Source organism: Coleofasciculus sp. C1-SOL-03, from assembly GCF_040220555.1.
Lineage (GTDB): Bacteria > Cyanobacteriota > Cyanobacteriia > Cyanobacteriales > Coleofasciculaceae > Coleofasciculus.
The window spans coordinates 1-17,975 of the sequence record NZ_JAVJUO010000069.1 but is presented as its reverse complement, the minus strand read 5'-3'; the positions used below and the strand labels follow the sequence as shown (position 1 = coordinate 17,975).

Genomic DNA, 17,975 nt, shown 5'->3' with positions numbered 1-17,975 from the left:
ACGAGACAGGTTTTCTTTTATGCTGGTGATGGAAGCGGGCGGTCACACCCGAAATGCGAACTTGATGTCTCGTTCCAGATCGGTGAGCCGAGCAGCGTGCCAGCTGAGTGCCCCGTCGAATTCTGGGCCAGAGTAACCTCCTTCGATCTCTGTGAGAGGCTCACCAATTAGGCAGAGTAGCTCGCCCATGATAGTCCGCATACGCAGGACGAGGGTTCGGGCATCTCTGGTCGCGTGGACCTGGTCTGCGATCTCTCGCAGGGCCGCTTTCTCGTCGACGCCGGGGTCTGCCCGGCCCTGACGGATCAGCCCATCGAGGCTGTCGCCGTGATCGTCGAGGTAGTCCCGAAGACGATCCAGAACTGTGGATCGAAGAGCTGCGAATGTGGGAATGATCGTGAGTTGGTTCATATCGGAACCTCACGCGTCCAGCCCCCGGCGTGTGCAGAGGTTTCTGAAACTGGCGCGGTCAGACACCGTCGCATGGAGAGTACACGGCGGTGCGGGATCGCTGTGCGGGATTGCACGTCGCCCCTGTTCGAAGAACCCTCGCGGCAGCAGCATCCACGTATTAGAGTTCTCGAAAACACCGGAAAGGGTCAAATCCTCACCGGATGAGACGCCATCCTAATGTGGAGACGCGTCTCACTGAGAAGGCGCGTCTCCACATTAGGATGGCGATATTCTTTCGTGCGTCTGACCGCTCTACGGCACGCACGTGCCTCGAACTCCCGGGAGGCCGCTCATCGCTGACCTTTAGCACCTTTGGGGTTCAGGGAGGGCCTCCTGCGTCGTTTTTACAGGTAGCCGGCGGCCATATGATCCCCTCCGGCCCTCATGAAAAAGAAAGGGTCCGTTTCACGAATGAAGCGGACCCTGGAATCAATGATTGAGGCGAGATAGAGAGGCGCGACGAGGTAGTTAGGTCATGGATTCGCGAACTCGAAGTTCCGCCTGAGCCATTCCATTTCCTCATCCTCCAGGATCCTTTCACAGCCCTCGAAGAGCGCAAAATTGAGAACGATCATCGCGGCGTGAAAGTTGTGAGGGTCAAGCTTCCGGAAGTCGTCGATGTTGAAGGCGGTCACACCCGAAAAGCAGGCATGGAGTAAACGTGCCGCGCCCGCGCTCGCGCCACTGCCGGATCGCGCCAGTTTCATCAGCGTGTTTGCAGCCGAAACGAGTTCCGGGTGGTCCGGCTTGACTTTGCCGGGCAGGACGCAAAAACGAGCCCGGTTTTGTTTGTGAACGGCAAGCGACCTACGGATCGCATCCAGCCCATCTTCAGGAGGGTTTGTGTCTTCTTTGGGTTCGGACATGTCGGGCCTTTCGAAAGTGGTGATTAGATGTTCATGCGTGAGGTTCTACCTCTCGCCGCTCCGAACGTGGGTTCCTCTGGGGGTCCGACAAAACGAGATACGTGATTTTTTGGCGATGGACCCGATCTGCTCTCGTCCGCAAGGATGCAAGACACTGTTCGGTCGAATGGCATTGGTTCAAAAGGGCGCGCATCAGCCTCTTGTTCGCTGGAAATTCCCGGGCGGCGGTTTCCTTTTGACCGGCTTGACGATCGGATCGAAATTATCGCCTTCACCGAGATCCGGGGGCGTGAAGGTTTCCGGGTCGATCTCTTTATCGAACTCTTCTGCTGCATCAGGTTCGCTTTCGTACTCTGAAATGCCCTGATCATCCGGCACGATCACTCCCTCGGACAGGACTGCGGCAATGGCCCGAGTGTAGGTATTGTCTTTGCCGCCGCGTGGGACCTCGAGCGTTGTCGCGTCTTCGACGGCCTGACGCTTCGCAGCTACAGATTCCGCTTCTGCAATACGTCGTTTCTCGTCTTCTGCGCGCTGCCGTCGCTCACGCTCGCGCTCCTCGGCGATCCGAGCGGATTCCTCAAGGCGAGCTTTCTCCCGGTGTAGCGCTCGAAGCTGCATCCAGCATGACCAACGGGCCTCGTTGTCGCTTTTGACACGTTCACGCTCGGCCGCGATGCGAGACTTCGATGCCAGGCTCGTCTCGCTCGCTCGCTTGCGCGCCTTGGCGGTCTCGCGCGGGCCCATGTGGGGTTGCGCGACGAGACCGTCAGGCGCATCGCCATCTGCCGCCATTTCCTCGTAAGAGCGAAGGTCGATACGAGCCCGTGATCCCGTTCGGGCCAGCGCCGCATTTGTGCGCTTCTCCCATTCCTGCCTGATCGCGAGCAGATTTTCCGGGCCTGGCTTTCTACGATCCAACTCCCAGGTCTTTTCGCCGAAAGCTCCGGTTTCACGGTCAACCCGCCGGGTCGTAAACAAGATGTGGGCGTGGAAATTCAGGTTGGTCTGCGCAGGGTCTGCCAGTGCCGCCAGATACGCATCGTTGCCTTTTTCGGACGTTCGCTCCCGCGACAATCGTCGCTCCTCGTCCTTGTCGTGAAACGAGGGGGCATGCAGAGCGTAATGCACCGCCACACCGAACCTATCCCGAAGCCAGAGGGAAAATCCATGAACAAGCCTGCGCTGATCGTCGAGCCGTAGCTCAGCGGGCAGCGCCGGGCGCAGTTCTCGAGCGACGCGCGCGTTGCACCGATTTTCCGCGGCTTCGGCCGCGTTCCAGAGGTCTTCCGCCGTCCCCTGCCAATTCACCATGCAATGCGCAAGGAGGCCGGTCGTTTGACGGTAGTTGAACGACCGGCCGATACGCGCATCGGCCATGTCGCAGCGCGCTATATAGGCGGCCGCGCCCACAGCGGAGCGGCCGTTTCCGCGGGAGATGACAAGGAGCGGGCAGTGACTGGCTGGATGTATCATTCCAGGTAAGTCGTGCCCTCGATGCGGGACCGCACCTTCCAAAAGCCCGCGGCAGGCGCGCTGCAAACGAAGTTTGCGTAATTGCGCCCTTGCCTGTCCGGCCGCGGGTCGATGACACCCGGCCCGTTCTCTTGCGAGATACGCGAAATCAACTGCCCGGCTTCAGGCTCAGGCACCATCTCCTCTTCGAAATGAAATCAACGGGAGGCAAGCCATGCCAAAATACGCGGACAAGATTGCGAAGATCGAAAAGAAGATCGAGCAGGAACGACAGCAGTTGCGCGACCTAAAAGCACGCGAGACGGCTCAGAAGCGCAGGGACGACACGCGTCGGAAGATCCTCTACGGCGCTGCGATCCTGTCACTCATGGAGAAGCTGCCTGCAGAGAAGAAACGCGATACCCTGGAAAAGCTTCACCAACATATCCGGAATGAAAAAGACCGCGCATTCCTTGGCCTGCCGACATTGCAGGAACAGAAAAAGCCCGAGGCAGAAGATGCGCGAACTGCCGCATCAGGAGCAAGATACGGCAAAAGTCACCCGTCGTCGTAGCTCGACATGTAAGTGGCGCTCTACCGGATGACCGTATCCCAGAGCCGTTCACGGAGTTCTTGCTGGCTGAGGCTGCGATGCCGTTTGCCAGGCATCACCTGGATCACTCGGCCGGACCCGACCTGAAACTTGTAGAGGCGTTCCGGTTGCCACTTCGTTTTCTCATGCTGGATCTTCACGCGGACCTGCGAGATGCCCGGATCGAGAGGACCGCAGTATGGCGCGATCAGGTAGGAATGTCCCAGTCGATCAGCCACCCGCTCGGCTGCACGGCACCACCGTTTCTTGGCTGCCGCCCATTCGCACACCTGAGCTTCGCGGGTCTGCAAGTCCACATCGTTAGCCGCCTCTCCAGAGGTGGCGCTGGCTTTATAATTGAGGCACCTGCTCTTCTGAGAAACAGGTCGGTATGGGAGGTTGAAGACCGGCCAATCCCGTCCTTCATAGAGGCGAACAAGCATGACGAAAATCGCCTCTTCGATCGAGACCGATTCCGCATAGTCATCCGACTGCAATTTCGCGAATCCATGCTCGGTCTTCTTCGAGAGTAAACTCGTGCGGAACCGATTACTGATCAGGAAGGTGACGCGCTTCGGGTCTGGTTGTTCCAGTTCATCGAAGAGGTCGGTGCCCTTGAGATCTGCGATACCCCTTTGCATCCATCGCCGATCCTTGCACCCCCGGGCGGCAGTAAGTTGCGCGATTCCATCGCACCAGATCGTTTGCGGTTTGATAAGGACCGGGCCGGCGCCTGACACGCTGCCGTACATCCAATCAAGCTGGCCCAAAAGGCCATGAACAAACCGAGCCGCATGCAGAGATGTCAGCCTGGTCGAGAGAATTTCGACTGTGCGGTTCGGAAGCTCGTATTTTCGATTTATATGCATGGGGCATCTCCTTGTCCTGCCCAAAGAAGTTGGGTCTGAAGTCAACGAAAAGAAAACGAGATACCTTGCCCGTACAGATAGCCAGACACCCCGCACAGATAGCCAAACGGCCCGGATGAATGGCCAATACATGTTCGCGCCCGGCCTTTCGCCCACGTATCGGGACTTGTTGTCCGCTCAAGTGGCGCAGATCCACGTTCTCAAGGACTTGGTTGACGTACCGATGGCTTGTCCGAGACCTTAATGGTCTGAGTTTCAACGAAAACCTGACTAAAGAACGTAGTGGAACGTCGGGAACGTAGTGGAACCCCCATGCAGAGTGGTAAATTCGCAGAACGTCGATACCGATAGGTTTGCCAAACGGCGGTCCCCCTGCAGTGAAGGGTCAGATAAGCTCGGCCACTTCTTTCATCCTGGCTGCGTCGTATTCCTCACTGGTGTCGGAGAATTGCGGCGCTGACAGCCCGAAGGCTATTTCTATCGCCTGCCTCTCGGTCAACGGTGCCATGTCGAACCCGACGATCACCGGTGTCGCGCCCATGATGCCGTCCGACCTGAGATCGACGAATACAGTCCCGCGACACCCGCCATCCATCCCAACGATATCGTCGCATCCGAACACGAAGGGATATTCCATCACCTCGAACACGAGATCATTCAGGTCAAAGCCATAGACAACGTCGTCCTCTGCGATGCCATCCAGCCGAATTTGCATCGTCGGTAGACCATCTGGGTCTTCCTCAAACGGGGCGCTTATTGTGATGTTGGAAACATCAACCTGAACCCTTTTCAGGTCGCTGTTCGCCTCGTCATCTATCGGGAAGCGCTCTTGGTTGTCGAAGGCGTGTCGCGCCTGCATGGACGTGAAGACCGAATCGTCAAGACGACTCGCAGTCTCGGACACCTCGGCTACGATCTCATTCATGTTCTTCTGGAACCGGTCAGCGCGTGTTTCGAGGGCGTCGCGTAGACCCGAGAGATAGACTGCGTCATCCGTCAGGCATTGTGCGCCGCCCTGCTCGTCCAGCGCGCCGATTTGGGTCATCGCCTCGCACGCATCCGACCGTGGCCCGGCCAGATCGACCGACGGGTTATTTTCAACGTATTTCGAATACCCATACCATCCGACTGCGGCCCAGAAGAGAACGCCGAAAATCGTTTCGGGGGCGATCAACCAATTCCGTCGGCTCAAAGTTTCCTCATTGATAGAAGTTTCACGGAGCCCGGGAAACCAAGGTTTGTTTCGGGTATCAACCGAAAATGCCTGGCATCATCTCGCAGATTGCGACCACTTTCCTTCACAACTTCGGTCCTTTACGGTCTTCGGGGCAAGCCGGGCCGCGAAGATCCGGTGGCAAGAACGAGGGACGGGCATGCCGCTTCTGCACTGGTTGACGAGGGATGAGGATCTGCGGGCGGCGGATCGGGTGCCGTATCGGCTGCTCGACGAGGTGCCCGACCTGAGCGCCGGAGAGGGCGACGAGGGGCTGCTGGTGCAGGGGGACAACCTCGAGGCGCTGAAGGCGCTCCTGCCCTTCTACGCGGGCCGGGTGAAGTGCATCTACATCGACCCGCCCTACAACACCCGGTCGGCCTTCGAGCATTACGACGACAGCCTCGAACACGCGAAGTGGCTGGCGATGATCGTGCCCCGCTTGATTCTGCTGCGCGAGTTCCTGAGCGAGGACGGCTCGGTCTGGGTGTCGATCGATGATCGCGAAGGTCACTACCTCAAGGTCGTCATGGACGAGATATTCGGCCGGAGGAATTTTCGGTGCACCTTCATATGGAGGAAAGTGGACAGTCCGAACGATAACAAAGTCCCAATTACGCCAGATCACGAGTTCATTCTCGTCTACGAGAAGAACTCTGAACAGGCGGGCTTTCGACAGAAGAGCGACGAAGGCCTCCTCGAATCTTATCGCATGACCGACGAAGAGCCGCGCCCCCACCGTGATCGACTGATTAAGAAGAATGGAAAGAACTCTTTGCGGGATGACAGGCCGACAATGTTCTTCCCGATTGAAGCTCCAGATGGAACGGATGCATGGCCGATACATGACGACGGACGTGAAGCCAACTGGGCCTTCGGCAAGAAAGGCATCGAACAACTGCGCAAAGAAGGCCGTCTTATCTGGAAGCAGCGAGAAAGACTGGGCGAAATAGTCTGGGTCCCATACAGCCGAGAATTCGCGAGCAACGACCCCAAACGTCCTAACGAGACAATATGGACAAATGAACACACCACCAGGCAAGCGAAGGCTCATGCAAGAGAACTCCTCCCAAGTGTTCAGCCCATCGACACAATAAAACCAGAGAAGCTGATCTCCCGGATTCTCCACATCGCCACCACTCCCGGCGACCTCGTTCTCGACAGCTTTTTGGGCTCAGGCACCACGGCGGCCGTCGCGCATAAGATGGGCCGCCGGTGGATCGGGGTTGAAATGGGCGAGCATGCCCGCACCCACTGCGCCCTGCGTCTACAGAAGGTCATAGAGGGCGAACAGGGCGGCATCTCGAAGGATGTCGGCTGGGAGGGTGGCGGCGGCTTCCGTTTCTGCACCCTCGGCCCCGCGGTTTTCGACGAGGATGGGCGGATCGACCCAGCGATCCGCTTTGCCGACCTCGCCCGCCATGTCTGGTTCTCCGAGACTCGCCAACCCATGACCGACGCGCCCTCGGGCCCGCTCCTCGGCGTGCATGGTGAGCGCGCCGTCGCCCTGCTCTACAATGGCATCCTGAAAGACCGCAGCGCCGGGGGCGGCAACGTGCTGACCCGCGCGGTGCTGAAGCTGGTCCGCGACGACCTTGCAGCAGCCGCGCCGGACTTCGCGGGCGATCTGGTGGTCTACGGCGCCGCCTGCCGCCTGTCCGAGGCCACGCTGAAGGAACAAGGCATCCTGTTCCGCCAGACCCCCTACGACATCTCGGCGAGGACGTGACCATGCAGCTCAAGAGCTATCAGAAGGCCACGCTGGAGACGCTCGACGCCTTCTTCGCCCGCGCCCTCGCCAAAGGTCCCGCTGAGGCTTTCCAGCACGCCGTGGAGGAGCAGGAGAAGTTTGCCCGCCTCGAGGGACGGAAACCGGAGCCACGCACCTACCAGCCCCTCGAGGCGCTGTCCGAGGTGTCTTACGTCTGCCTGCGCCTGCCCACCGGCGGCGGCAAGACTTTGCTGGCGGCCGAGACGATCCGCCTGGCCGCGCGCAGCTACCTGCGCCGTACATGGCCCCTGACGCTCTGGTTCGTGCCCTCTGACGCGATCAAGACGCAGACGCTGGAGGCGCTCAAGGACCGCACGCATCCCTACCGCCGCAGGCTCGACGAGAATTTCGGCGGGCATGTCCGCGTCTTCGACATCGCCGAGTTCGAGATGCTGCGCCCGCAGGATCTGACGCGGTCGGCCTGCGTCGTCGTCTCGACGATCCAGGCATTCCGGGTGGCGAACACCAGCGGCCGCAAGGTTTATTCCCACCACGAGGAGCTGGAGCCGCATTTCTCCGGCGTGCCCACCGACGGGATGGAGGTCGTGTCGCCCGAAGAGGCGGCGGAGAACGACATGCTGACCGAGGGGGCGGTGAAATTCTCCTTCGCCAACCTGCTCTACCATCAGCGGCCCCTGATGATCGTCGACGAGGCGCACAACGCTGTCTCGGGCCTGACACGCGAGGTGCAGGCCAGGATCCGGCCGGCCGCCATTGTCGAGTTCACCGCGACCCCGCGCGGGCGCAACAACATCCTGCATTCGGTCACGGCGAGCGCCCTCAAGGACGAAGAGATGATCAAGCTCCCGATCCGTGTCCGTCCGCATGACGACTGGAGGGAGGCGGTCACGGGTGCCGTGGCGACACGAAACATGCTTGAGGAGAAGGCGAAGCGGGACCGCGATCATATCCGGCCGGTGGTGCTCTATCAAGCGCAGGCGAAGAACGGTCACCCGACGGTCGCGGAGCTTAAGAAATACCTGATCGAAGAGAAGCTGATCCCGGAAGACCGGATTAAGATCGCCACCGGGGAGCAGCGCGAGCTGGATGCGGTGAACCTGCGCGACCCTGCAGAGCAGACCCGCCACGTAATCACGGTGGACGCGCTGAAGGAGGGCTGGGATTGCCCCTCGGCTTATGTCCTCTGCGCCACCCAGCGGCTCCAGAGCCGAGGAGCCGTAGAGCAGCTCCTGGGGCGTGTCCTGCGCATGCCCTATGCGTCCCGAAGGAAGGACGCGGCCCTGAACTGCGCCTACGCCCACGTCTCCGAGCCCTCGTTCCAGGAGGCCGCGCAGGCCCTGACCGACAAGCTGATAGACATGGGGTTCACGGACGAGGAGGTCCGGGAGTCCCTGAAGCCGCGCGGGGTGGAGCAAAATGACCAGGGGGAGCTTTTCGATCCTGATCCTGTTCGTCCGAAGCCGGTCCTCCAGTTCACCGTGCCAGACAGCGAGGATGCCCGTGAGCGCCTGAATGGATGGCAGGACGAGGGTGTTGACTACATCCAGCGCGATGACGGCACATTGGTCGTCGGCGTGAAGGGCGACGTGACCGACGAGATCGCCCAGGGAGTCCGCGAGATCACTCGGGAGGAGGATCACGCCCATTTCGATGCACAGCTCGAAAAGCATCGGGCAACTGTCGAGGCCAGCCGCACGCTGGCCCAGAACGGTCATGTCATAGAGATCCCCCAGCTCCTGGTGGAGATGGAGGGCGAGACCTTCCTTGCCGAAACCGATGCGATCATGGAGCGCGTCGACTGGTCCCTGGATCGCCATCCGGCGCGGCTGACCGAACAGGAGCTGAGCTTCCACCGGTCTCAGGACGTTATCGAGATCGACCTCGAGGGAGAGAAGCTGGTCTACAGCCGGATGACGGAAGAGCAGCCGATCCTGTCCGGCCTGCATGCCCCATCGGAAGCGGATCTCGAGGCATCTCTGGTGCAATGGCTGGAGCGGGAATGCCGAGTTCCGGACATTCCCCAGGCCGAGATGCTGCCGTGGATCGCCGCCATGGTCGCAGACCTGGTTACCAACAGGGAGGTCAGCATCCGCACGCTGATCGACTGGCAGCACCAGATCGCGGCGCGAATCCGATGGAAAATCCAGGCAATCCGGGAAGAGGAAAAGACCCGAGCGCACCAGATGGCGCTGTTTGATGATCAGGCGAAACCAACCTGGTCCGACAGCAGCGTGGTCCGTTTCGACGACACAATCTACCAGAATGTGCCTACTCAGACGATCGGAGCCTTCCGGTTCAACCGTCACCTGCTCGGTGCCGACCGGGCCCCGCTCATCGATGGTGACCTGAACGGGGAGGAATTCCAGTGTGCCTGGAGCCTCGACAGCCTTGATGAGGTCGAGGTCTGGGTCCGAAACGTGGCGCGGCACTCGGACTCATTCTCGCTGCCCCGGGTCGGTCGTCGGTTTTACCCGGACTTCGTCGCGAAGCTCCGCGATGGTCGCGTCTTCGTTGTTGAATACAAGGGCGAACACCTGATCGGCGCACCAGAGGCACGCGAGAAGGACGCGATCGGCAGGATCTGGGCCCGCACGACAGGAAACGTATTCCTAATGGTGCGCAAGGTAGCCCATGGTGTCGAGATGGCGGATCAGATGAGAAATGTCGTAATGAGATAGTGACACTCGTCTTAAGCTTACGCGCCGACATAATCGAAAAAAGGGCCAACTTCGGCTCAGGACGTGAGTTTCGCACCCCTGTGCAGATCGTTGGTGAAAATCACGTGTGACGTGACGACCTGAGCATCAGTCCCCTTCGCTCATGCGCGTGATCTCAAGTGTCTGCGCAGGATCAACGTGTAATCTCTTGAGGTGCAAAAAATTAACCATTCAGGTTGAATCCCCGCGCGAGTCTTGATATTGTGGGAAAGAACCACCGTGAGGAGCAACGACCATGACCACAGAAATCGGAAAGGAGCTGCGGAAACTGCGAATTGATGAGGACGAACGACTTCTGGACATGTCCCAGCGCCTGAGCAAGTCCTCTGCCTTCATTTCCGCCGTGGAGCGCGGCACGAAAAGCCCGCCATCGGGCTTTGAAGAACTCGTCATCAAAGCCTACCGGCTCGCCGGGGAAACAGCGGACACATTGCGCCGCGCCGCTGATCGGTCCCGGAAAGCCTTCACTATCGAGGCCGACACCCCACTGGCCCGAGACACTGCCGGGCTCATGGCCCGGCGCATGGACAGCCTGTCCGATGAGGAGCTCAAAAGCATCTTCCAAATCCTCAATAAGAAGGACGCAAAATGACCTCTGGCAGCGATTTCATCGTACCGCCGCGCCGCTGGGCTGAAATCGGCGGCATTGCGAATAACCTCCGCCATCGCCTCGGGCTGGCGGAGGAGCCCCACCTGCCGGTGATCGAGCTGATCGAGCGGGTGTTAGATCAGAAACTCGGGCTCGTCCGCTTGGAGGTGGGCGACCGGCACGAAATGGACGGTGCAGAGGGGCTGACCTGCCCCAATGGCGAGTTCATCATGCTGCGGGAGGACGTGTACAACGGGGTTTGGGCGGGCGACCGTCGCGCCCGCTTCACGACTGCCCATGAGTTGGGCCACTGGGCCTTGCATACGAACATCTCCATGGCCCGGGCTCGCCGGGGCGATGGAACCCCCACCTACCGCTTGGCGGAGCCGCAGGCGGATCAGTTCGCCGCAGAGCTGTTGATGCCCGAAGGATTTATTAACGCATGGGATGACGAAAATGACCTGATGGAGCGCTTCGGCGTCTCGTTCAGCGCCGCCCGCAACCGCCTCCGCTACCTTCGCAAGAACGGGAGGCTCTAACGAATGAAGGCTCAGGTTGGCGCCTGAGCCTCCAAATGAAAATCTGAATCGTGCATCAGGGGCTTGACGATGCAGAGCCTCCCGAAACGCAAATCAGCTTCCGTGACAAGGGCCGATATAGCGCTTTTCGGGTCAAATGGCAAGATACGCCCCGAAGGAGAACGAGGGAATGGCTAAGAAGCACACACCCCCTCCGCCGGGTTATCGGTACGTGTTCCGCCCTTGGCGCACGTGTCCGAAGACCGGGCAGCGCCTCTACGCGAGAGCGTTTGGCCTGCGCGCCTGGCCGATTTTGGTTCCCGATTAAGGGAGCCGTGACTCTGGATGAGCGGTTCCGCCGCTCATCCTATCGAAGCTTGCCAACTCATGAGGTTACAACATGGCAAAGAAGACCACGAAAATCGGGCGCAGCGCCAAGACCGGACGGTTCACGACGGTGAAGACTGCCCAGACGAAGAAGTCGACGCACGTTGTCGAAACCATCCGGCGTCCGAAGTAAGCGCCGAACGGGCTGCTTCTGGAAGACGATCTCCAGAAGCAGCCCCACGAATCTTTGAGATAACTCAGACCAACTCAGCCAGGATCTGGGCAAGATCATCGCTTTGCCCGCGCCTTTCAGAGATAAGTTGCTCAAGCGCTTGGACGACTGGCATGTATCTTTTCCCGTCGTCTTTCGCTTGTACATCTTCGAACCGCCTGTCCGGCGGCTGTCTGTCGGAGCCTAACGGGTCCTGACCAAGAGATGGGGGCGCAGCGCGACACGCGGAACTCCCAATTGTCATGCCTCCATCTTTGTGTAGCGCTCGTAGTCATCCTCCTGGCTCCGAAGCGCTTGAAGCTCCCGTTCCAGATGCTGAGCGATGGGGACGAATTTGCGACCATCCTCGGGGCGGGCGCGCAGGATTTCCAAGATGCGCTTGTATGCGCCTTCCAGCTTTTCCGGGTTCATGAAACGATACTCCTCTTTCCTGCGGAGAAGGTCGGATCGTTTCGAAATGGACGGAAAAGCTTACCCGACGCGATATCCGAGGGCCTCGAGTTCGGCCTCGATGAGGTTCCTGACCTCCGCGTTTGGGCGCGGTTGCCATGTGTCCGTGGGGAAGCTGACCAGCTCGGCATAGAGGGCGCGAAGCTTGAGCTCTGGTCCGTCGCCATAGACCGGGCGTCCGCGAAGCTTTCCGACGGAATGGCCGAGGAGGAATGCCCGTTCCTCGTTTGTCATGCCTGCAGCTCGAGCGCGTTCCTCCCAGGTGTGCCTCGTGCCGCCGAAGGTATAGGGTTTTCCACCTTCAGGGTGCGCCGGGAAGAGACCGTGATCTCTCATGAATTTGTTGATGTCGCCGGAGAAGCTACCCTTCGCCCGATATCGGGAGAAGCCAGTAGGATGGCGGCGAATTGCCTCAAGTGCCGCGCCGAGTAGGGGTACAAGCCTGATCGAAGCGAGATTCTTGATGTCGCGGACGTGCTCTCCCTCTTCGACATACCTGATCCGGAGATGCGGGATCGGATGGTTTAGGATGATGTCCTCGGGCGGAAGGTGAACGATCTCCGTCTGACGACATCCCGTTTCGGCGACGACGATCCCGATGTCGACGCGCTCATCGACTTCAATCCCGTCGGTCAGCTTCCCCCTTGCGAGGTCTCTGACCCATCCTACAGGCAACGCTGGCTTCCCTCCCTGGTTAGAGGACTTATCCTTCTTGGGTCGCGGCTCTATCTTGAAGCCAGCGACAGGGTTGAAGGTCTGGCTTGGAAGAGCCCCTGCGAGCTTATGATATTCGGCAATCATTTGTCTCAGGTAGCGAAGACGCTTGATTGCCTGGTCATCGGAGATACTCCCGGAATTTACCCTCTCCTGCCAGTGGTTGTAGTATCGCCGCGCGTCGTCCTCGGTGATCTCATGAACGTTCTTGTTCGAGACGACTCCGGCGAATACGCGAGCGGCATGCCTGTAGCGATTTCGCCACTGGCGCTTCTGATCCTTGTGTTTCCCCTTCAACTTGTGCTGCGCGCGCTCTTCCATGACCTTTGGCATGTCGAGGATCTTGATGTGCGGGACATCGCAAACACCGAGTGCGGCAGGTATCGCGGGGGAGTCCACCGGGACGGCGGCGAGCTTCTCGATCCGGGCCACGAGGTCCTCGAGAGGTCCGGCCAAGAGGCCCTGGATCGGCACGTAGGGTAGCTGGAGGTCGTCGAGCAATGACACAGCAGCTTCGAATGCCTCGACTGACGGCCCTCGGTCTTTCCTCAACAGGCGAGCCTTCCAGAGCTTTTGGAATGCTTTCTTTTTCAGGAGGGCAAGAGCCCTTGCCTCTTCCAGATCGCAAGTCTTCAGGGACTGGTTGATCTCGGTCCGCGACTCTACAGCGCGAAACTGCGCAGGGACCCTCCAACGGAGATAGTAGACATTGCCGCGGGGCTCGACGCCGGCGACGCATTTAGATAGGTTCATAGAATAGGTGCTCCACAGGTTGCCACACAACGGAGCCGCGGGTGGCTTTTGTTCTTCCGACCCGTTCAGGCTCCAAGTATCTACAAGTTGGGAACTTTTTCAGGGCGGCGGAAATCGCGTCTCCGCCGCCAAGAGTTCTCTCCTGGGCACCATTCCCCAAAACTTGCAAACTCTGGCCTGGACGGGCCCCGCTGCCGCCAAACGGTTTGACATCACGCGTCAAGTGTGGGCTTTCCCCGACCCAGCAATGCAAGGGTTTCAGAACCAAGTGCCGGACCAGACACCGCCTACATCCCGCCGACTGGTCGCCGTCGTGGTCACCCACAACCGGCTCGACAAGCTCGGACCGACCATCGACCGCCTGCTCGCCTCCGGGCCTTCGCACCTCTCCGCCATCGTCATCGTCGACAACGCCTCGACCGACGACACCGCCGACTGGCTCGCGACCCAGACGAATCCGCGGCTCGATATCGTCACCAGCAAGGTGAATCTCGGCGGCGCCGGCGGGTTCGAGACTGGCATGCGGCATGCCGTCGCGCGGCACGATCCCGACTGGCTCGTGGTGATGGACGACGACGCCCGACCGCTGCCCGGCGCGCTTGCGGCCTTTCACGCCCTGCCGCCCGAAAACTGGGATGCCATCGCCGCGGCGGTCTACTTCCCCGATGGCCGGATCTGCGAGATGAACCGCCCCTCGCGCAACCCGTTCTGGCACTGGCGCCTGTTCCTGCGGACCTTTCGCAAGGGGCGGAACGGCTTCCATATCGCGCACGACGAGTACGCCAAGGACGGCTGCGAGATCGACGTGACCTCCTTCGTCGGCTTCTTCGTCTCCCGCCGGGCACTGGGCATGGCCGGCTATCCCGATGGCCGCCTCTTCCTCTACGGCGACGACGGTCTCTATACCCTCGGCCTCACCCGCGCGGGCGGGCGCATCGCCTTCCTGCCGCAGATCGCCTTCGAACACGACTTCACCACCTTCGGCGGTTCCGGCGCGGCCAAGGGGCAAAGGTTCCGCCCGCTCTGGAAGGTCTACTACCACCACCGCAACCTGCTCCTGCTCTACCGCATGGCCGCCGGCTGGCTGTTCTGGCCGGTCCTGCTGATCGTGTTGCCAAAATGGTTCTCCAAGGTCCGCCACCATTCCGGCTCCCGCCGCGCCTTCTTGCGCCTAATGGGCCGGGCGATCGCCGACGGCCTGTTCAATCACCTCGATGTCAGCCACGAAACGATCCTCCGGATGACGGGGCCGGAAGGCGACCAGGGCGACGGGCCTAGCGGTTGAGGATCTCCCGGCTGTACCGCCGCGTCAGCAAGAGCCCGAAGAACAGCAGCGTGATGCTCACGTAGAACACGTAGACCGTGTCGATATAGGTCGGCGAATAGGTCGTGTAGAACCCGGTCCGCGTCAGGCCGGTGATATGCACCAGCGGGTTGTACCACAGGATATCCTGCGCCAGCTTCGGCAGGTCCTCGTAGATGTAGATGATCCCGGACGCGAGGAACAAGGGACGTGTGATGATACCCCAGATCATGTCCCAGACCGGGAACAGCCCGATCAGCGTACAATTCAGAACCCCCACCCCCAGACCGAGCAACATCGCCAGCGCGAACGCCTCGACGATCGGCCCCAATTCGAGAACCGTCCGGTTCTCCACGATGTTGAGGATGATGGTCAACAGGATAATGCTCGTCATGATGCCTGTCAGGCTGTTGAGCACGAACCGCGCCACGATCGCGTCGAACCAGTTCACCGCCGGGAACCTCAGCAGCGCCTTCGAAAAGTTGATCGCCATCGACGTGCTTTTCGAGATCACCTGGTACAGGTTGAAGACCACGTATCCGGTCGCGTAGAACAGGATAAAGCTTGTCCCGAGTGACGGTGTCCGCAACAACAGCGAAAAGCCGATCGCAAGAAACATGATCGCGGCCAACGGCTCGACCACACCCCAGATATACCCGCCCGGCGTGCGTCCATAACGCGTGGACATTTCCCGCAGCATGAGCGCAAGAATATTGCGGATCACCGAGTAGCGCACATGGCTCCGCCCGATTTCCTTGTTCTCCGGCTGACCCGCCGAGCCTGTAAACGCCATCTGGGACCACGGTTGCTCTGGTGATTTCGGCGATTAGTATGCTAGACACGAGGCAAACGGCTTGAGGCCTGGATCATACAATAATGACAAATCGCAGCTCAGCGGCCCGTGATGCGGCCGCAAAAGAGGGCCAGCCGGGCAAGTCCGACGACCCGAACACCGCAGGCGATGCGCAATCGGGCGGCGGCGGCGCGGATGGCGATGCCATGCCCTTCGCGACCCGCCGCGGGGCCGAGCCGGAACCCGCCGACGATCCCGCTCCGATCCGCCGTCCGGTGACCGCCGACGCGTCCGGCCCCGCGCAGGGCAGGTCGAAACCCGCGGCCGGAAAGGGTAACCCGAAATCTGCTCCGTCCGGCCGCAAGAACGCCAAGCCCGCCCCCGACAAGTCCGCAGAGCAGCCCCAGCCAAAGGTCCGCCCCGTGGCCGGGCCCGCCAAGCTGAAGAAGCGGCACTGGGGCCTGATCACGTCCTTCCTGTTCCTGGCGGTCATCCCCTTCGTGGCCACCGTGGCCTATCTCTACACCGTGGCGGAGGACCAGTATCATTCGATCGCCGGCTTCACCGTCCGCAGCCAGGAGCAGGGCGGCGCCAACGAACTGCTTGGCGGTCTGGCCGATTTCGCCGGCGCCTCCACCGCCTCCGACAGCGATATCCTCTACGAGTTCATCCAGAGCCAGGAGATGGTGCAGGCCGTCAACGAAGACGTCGACCTACGCGCGCACTACTCGCAACATTGGCCCAACGACTGGGTCTTCGCCATCTGGAACGACGCCACGCAGGAAGACCTGATCTGGTACTGGAACCGCATGGTCGGAATTTCCTACGATTCATCGACCGGCCTGATCGAGGTTCAGGTCAAGGCGTTCGATTCCCAGATGGCCCAGACAATCTCGCGCGAGATCGTCGAAATCAGCCAGGCCCGCATCAACGAGTTGAACCTGCAGGCTCGCGAAGATGCCATGGGATATGCCCAGGACGACCTCGACGATGCGCTCGAACGCCTCAAGAACGCCCGCGAAGCCATGACCGAGTTCCGCACAAGGTCGCAGATCGTCGACCCCGAGACCGACATCCAGACCCGCATGGGCGTGATGACCAGCCTGCAACAGCAACTGGCCTCGGTGCTCGTGGAACACGATCTGCTGCGCGGCACCTCGAGCGAGAACGACCCGAGGCTCCGCGAAGCCCAGCAACGCATCGAGGTGATCCGCGACCGGATCGCCACCGAACGGCGCAACTTCGCCTCCTCCAGCACCGAGACCGGCGGCGTCAGCCAGGATTATCCCTCGCTGATCGCCGAGTTCGAAAGGCTGACGGTCGACCGCCAGTATGCCGAGCAGGCCTATACCGCCGCGCTGACCGCGCTCGAGACCGCCCGCGACGAGGCCAACCGCCAGAGCCGCTACCTCGCCACCTATATCAAGCCGACGCTGGCACAGGCGTCCGAATACCCGCAAAGGCTGATACTGACGGGGCTGGCCGCGCTCTTCCTGCTGCTCTTCTGGTCAATCCTCGCGCTGGTCTACTACTCCATCCGGGACCGGTCCTGAGCGCCGCCATGATCCGCTTCGAGAACCTGAGCAAGAGCTTCTGGATCAAGGGGAAGCAGAAGGTCGTCATAGACAACCTCAACCTGACGCTTCCCAGCGGCCGCTCCCTCGGCCTACTGGGGCGCAACGGGGCCGGCAAGTCGACCCTCCTGCAGATCATCGCCGGCACGATGAGCGCCGATAGCGGGCGCATCGTCACCGACGGGTCGATATCCTGGCCCGTGGGCCAGGCCAACTCCATCCACCGCGAGCTCAGCGGTGCCGAGAACGTCAAGTTCCTCGCCCGCATCTACGGTGTCGACACCGAAGAGCTGATGGATTTCGTCGAGGAGTTTTCCGAACTCGGCGATTTCTTCAACATGCCGGTGCGCAGCTACTCTTCCGGCATGCGCGCGCGCCTCGCCTTCGGCGCCTCCATGGGCATTCATTTCGACACCTACCTTGTCGACGAGGTCACCGCCGTGGGCGATGCCCGCTTCAAGGCCAAGAGCGCGCAGGTCTTCCAGGCCCGGATGTCCCATTCCAGCGCCATCGTCGTGAACCACTCGATGCCGGGGCTCCGTCGCTTCTGCGATTCGGGCCTCGTGCTCGAGAACGGAAGCGTCACCTATTTCGAAGATCTCGAGGAAGCGATCGAGTATCATACCGAAACGATGAAGTGACCCGGCAAACCCGCCCGCGGGTTGCGCCAGCCGGCCTTTCACGTTTAGAGCGTTTCTATGAAAACCTGAATCGCCGGGGATTCCCAGAAGACGCTGATTGTGCTTCCCTCTCCCTGGGAGGATCGGATCATGTCAGCACCTTTGCCGAAGGCGCTTCGTGCGCGGTTTCAGCAGTATATCGAGG

The 17,975-nt window shown here is 60.5% G+C and carries 16 protein-coding genes; 8 read left to right on the top strand and 8 right to left on the bottom strand.

What is annotated here, in order from left to right:
* Positions 1–42 precede the first annotated feature (42 nt).
* From RIE73_RS10955 to RIE73_RS10945, 3 genes are all read right to left on the bottom strand, one after another.
* Positions 43–411, bottom strand: a complete 369-nt coding sequence (locus tag RIE73_RS10955) for a hypothetical protein (RefSeq protein ID WP_350168394.1) — start codon at positions 409–411, stop codon at positions 43–45.
* Between the two features lie 515 nt (positions 412–926).
* Positions 927–1,319, bottom strand: coding sequence for a DUF7673 family protein (locus RIE73_RS10950; RefSeq protein ID WP_350168392.1), 393 nt, complete (start codon positions 1,317–1,319; stop codon positions 927–929).
* Between the two features lie 192 nt (positions 1,320–1,511).
* Entirely contained in the window at positions 1,512–2,795 is a 1,284-nt protein-coding gene (locus tag RIE73_RS10945; protein WP_350168390.1) for a MobA/MobL family protein, read from the bottom strand.
* A gap of 214 nt (positions 2,796–3,009) precedes the next feature.
* Here RIE73_RS10945 and RIE73_RS10940 point away from each other — a divergent pair, with 214 nt between their 5' ends.
* The gene (locus RIE73_RS10940; protein WP_350168388.1) at positions 3,010–3,348 is read left to right on the top strand and encodes a hypothetical protein; all 339 of its coding nucleotides are present in this window, start codon (positions 3,010–3,012) and stop codon (positions 3,346–3,348) included.
* A 20-nt stretch (positions 3,349–3,368) separates the two neighbouring features.
* On the opposite strand, the gene RIE73_RS10935 is transcribed toward RIE73_RS10940, so the two are convergent.
* Positions 3,369–4,235, bottom strand: coding sequence for a hypothetical protein (locus RIE73_RS10935; RefSeq protein WP_350168386.1), 867 nt, complete (start codon positions 4,233–4,235; stop codon positions 3,369–3,371).
* Between the two features lie 385 nt (positions 4,236–4,620).
* On the bottom strand, positions 4,621–5,409 hold the full coding sequence (locus RIE73_RS10930) for a hypothetical protein (RefSeq protein WP_350168384.1): 789 nt from the start codon (positions 5,407–5,409) through the stop codon (positions 4,621–4,623).
* Positions 5,410–5,608: 199 nt separating this feature from the next.
* Between RIE73_RS10930 and RIE73_RS10925 the strand changes: the two genes are divergently transcribed.
* The 4 genes from RIE73_RS10925 to RIE73_RS10910 all read left to right on the top strand — a co-directional run bounded on the left by RIE73_RS10925 (position 5,609) and on the right by RIE73_RS10910 (position 11,025).
* Entirely contained in the window at positions 5,609–7,177 is a 1,569-nt protein-coding gene (locus RIE73_RS10925; protein WP_350168382.1) for a site-specific DNA-methyltransferase, read from the top strand.
* A 2-nt stretch (positions 7,178–7,179) separates the two neighbouring features.
* The gene (locus tag RIE73_RS10920; RefSeq protein WP_350168380.1) at positions 7,180–9,858 is read left to right on the top strand and encodes a DEAD/DEAH box helicase; all 2,679 of its coding nucleotides are present in this window, start codon (positions 7,180–7,182) and stop codon (positions 9,856–9,858) included.
* A 274-nt stretch (positions 9,859–10,132) separates the two neighbouring features.
* Positions 10,133–10,489: a hypothetical protein gene (locus RIE73_RS10915; protein ID WP_350168379.1), complete on the top strand. Its 357-nt coding sequence runs from the start codon at positions 10,133–10,135 to the stop codon at positions 10,487–10,489.
* On the top strand, positions 10,486–11,025 hold the full coding sequence (locus RIE73_RS10910) for an ImmA/IrrE family metallo-endopeptidase (RefSeq protein WP_350168377.1): 540 nt from the start codon (positions 10,486–10,488) through the stop codon (positions 11,023–11,025). Before RIE73_RS10915 ends, RIE73_RS10910 begins: the two co-directional genes overlap by 4 nt.
* Positions 11,026–11,803: 778 nt before the next feature.
* Here the strand turns inward: RIE73_RS10910 and RIE73_RS10905 are convergent.
* Entirely contained in the window at positions 11,804–11,974 is a 171-nt protein-coding gene (locus RIE73_RS10905; RefSeq protein WP_350168375.1) for a hypothetical protein, read from the bottom strand.
* A 60-nt stretch (positions 11,975–12,034) separates the two neighbouring features.
* Entirely contained in the window at positions 12,035–13,480 is a 1,446-nt protein-coding gene (locus RIE73_RS10900) for a DUF6538 domain-containing protein (protein WP_350168373.1), read from the bottom strand.
* 268 nt (positions 13,481–13,748) lie between these two features.
* Between RIE73_RS10900 and RIE73_RS10895 the strand changes: the two genes are divergently transcribed.
* Entirely contained in the window at positions 13,749–14,765 is a 1,017-nt protein-coding gene (locus RIE73_RS10895) for a glycosyltransferase (protein ID WP_350168371.1), read from the top strand.
* On the opposite strand, the gene RIE73_RS10890 is transcribed toward RIE73_RS10895, so the two are convergent.
* Complete coding sequence (locus RIE73_RS10890; RefSeq protein WP_350168369.1) at positions 14,755–15,576, bottom strand: ABC transporter permease; 822 nt, start codon at positions 15,574–15,576, stop codon at positions 14,755–14,757. The genes RIE73_RS10895 and RIE73_RS10890 overlap by 11 nt on opposite strands.
* A gap of 83 nt (positions 15,577–15,659) precedes the next feature.
* Between RIE73_RS10890 and RIE73_RS10885 the strand changes: the two genes are divergently transcribed.
* Entirely contained in the window at positions 15,660–17,129 is a 1,470-nt protein-coding gene (locus tag RIE73_RS10885; RefSeq protein WP_350168367.1) for a sugar transporter, read from the top strand.
* Between the two features lie 8 nt (positions 17,130–17,137).
* Positions 17,138–17,791, top strand: coding sequence for an ABC transporter ATP-binding protein (locus RIE73_RS10880; RefSeq protein WP_350168365.1), 654 nt, complete (start codon positions 17,138–17,140; stop codon positions 17,789–17,791).
* Positions 17,792–17,975: the final 184 nt, after the last annotated feature.

Bases quoted from the DNA above. Each gene is read 5' to 3' on its own strand.
- RIE73_RS10955 (WP_350168394.1), bottom strand. From the start codon at position 411: ATGAACCAACTCACGATCATTCCCACATTCGCAGCTCTTCGATCCACA.
- RIE73_RS10950 (WP_350168392.1), bottom strand. From the start codon at position 1,319: ATGTCCGAACCCAAAGAAGACACAAACCCTCCTGAAGATGGGCTGGAT.
- RIE73_RS10945 (WP_350168390.1), bottom strand. From the start codon at position 2,795: ATGATACATCCAGCCAGTCACTGCCCGCTCCTTGTCATCTCCCGCGGA.
- RIE73_RS10940 (WP_350168388.1), top strand. From the start codon at position 3,010: ATGCCAAAATACGCGGACAAGATTGCGAAGATCGAAAAGAAGATCGAG.
- RIE73_RS10935 (WP_350168386.1), bottom strand. From the start codon at position 4,235: ATGCATATAAATCGAAAATACGAGCTTCCGAACCGCACAGTCGAAATT.
- RIE73_RS10925 (WP_350168382.1), top strand. From the start codon at position 5,609: ATGCCGCTTCTGCACTGGTTGACGAGGGATGAGGATCTGCGGGCGGCG.
- RIE73_RS10920 (WP_350168380.1), top strand. From the start codon at position 7,180: ATGCAGCTCAAGAGCTATCAGAAGGCCACGCTGGAGACGCTCGACGCC.
- RIE73_RS10915 (WP_350168379.1), top strand. From the start codon at position 10,133: ATGACCACAGAAATCGGAAAGGAGCTGCGGAAACTGCGAATTGATGAG.
- RIE73_RS10910 (WP_350168377.1), top strand. From the start codon at position 10,486: ATGACCTCTGGCAGCGATTTCATCGTACCGCCGCGCCGCTGGGCTGAA.
- RIE73_RS10905 (WP_350168375.1), bottom strand. From the start codon at position 11,974: ATGAACCCGGAAAAGCTGGAAGGCGCATACAAGCGCATCTTGGAAATC.
- RIE73_RS10900 (WP_350168373.1), bottom strand. From the start codon at position 13,480: ATGAACCTATCTAAATGCGTCGCCGGCGTCGAGCCCCGCGGCAATGTC.
- RIE73_RS10890 (WP_350168369.1), bottom strand. From the start codon at position 15,576: ATGGCGTTTACAGGCTCGGCGGGTCAGCCGGAGAACAAGGAAATCGGG.
- RIE73_RS10885 (WP_350168367.1), top strand. From the start codon at position 15,660: ATGACAAATCGCAGCTCAGCGGCCCGTGATGCGGCCGCAAAAGAGGGC.
- RIE73_RS10880 (WP_350168365.1), top strand. From the start codon at position 17,138: ATGATCCGCTTCGAGAACCTGAGCAAGAGCTTCTGGATCAAGGGGAAG.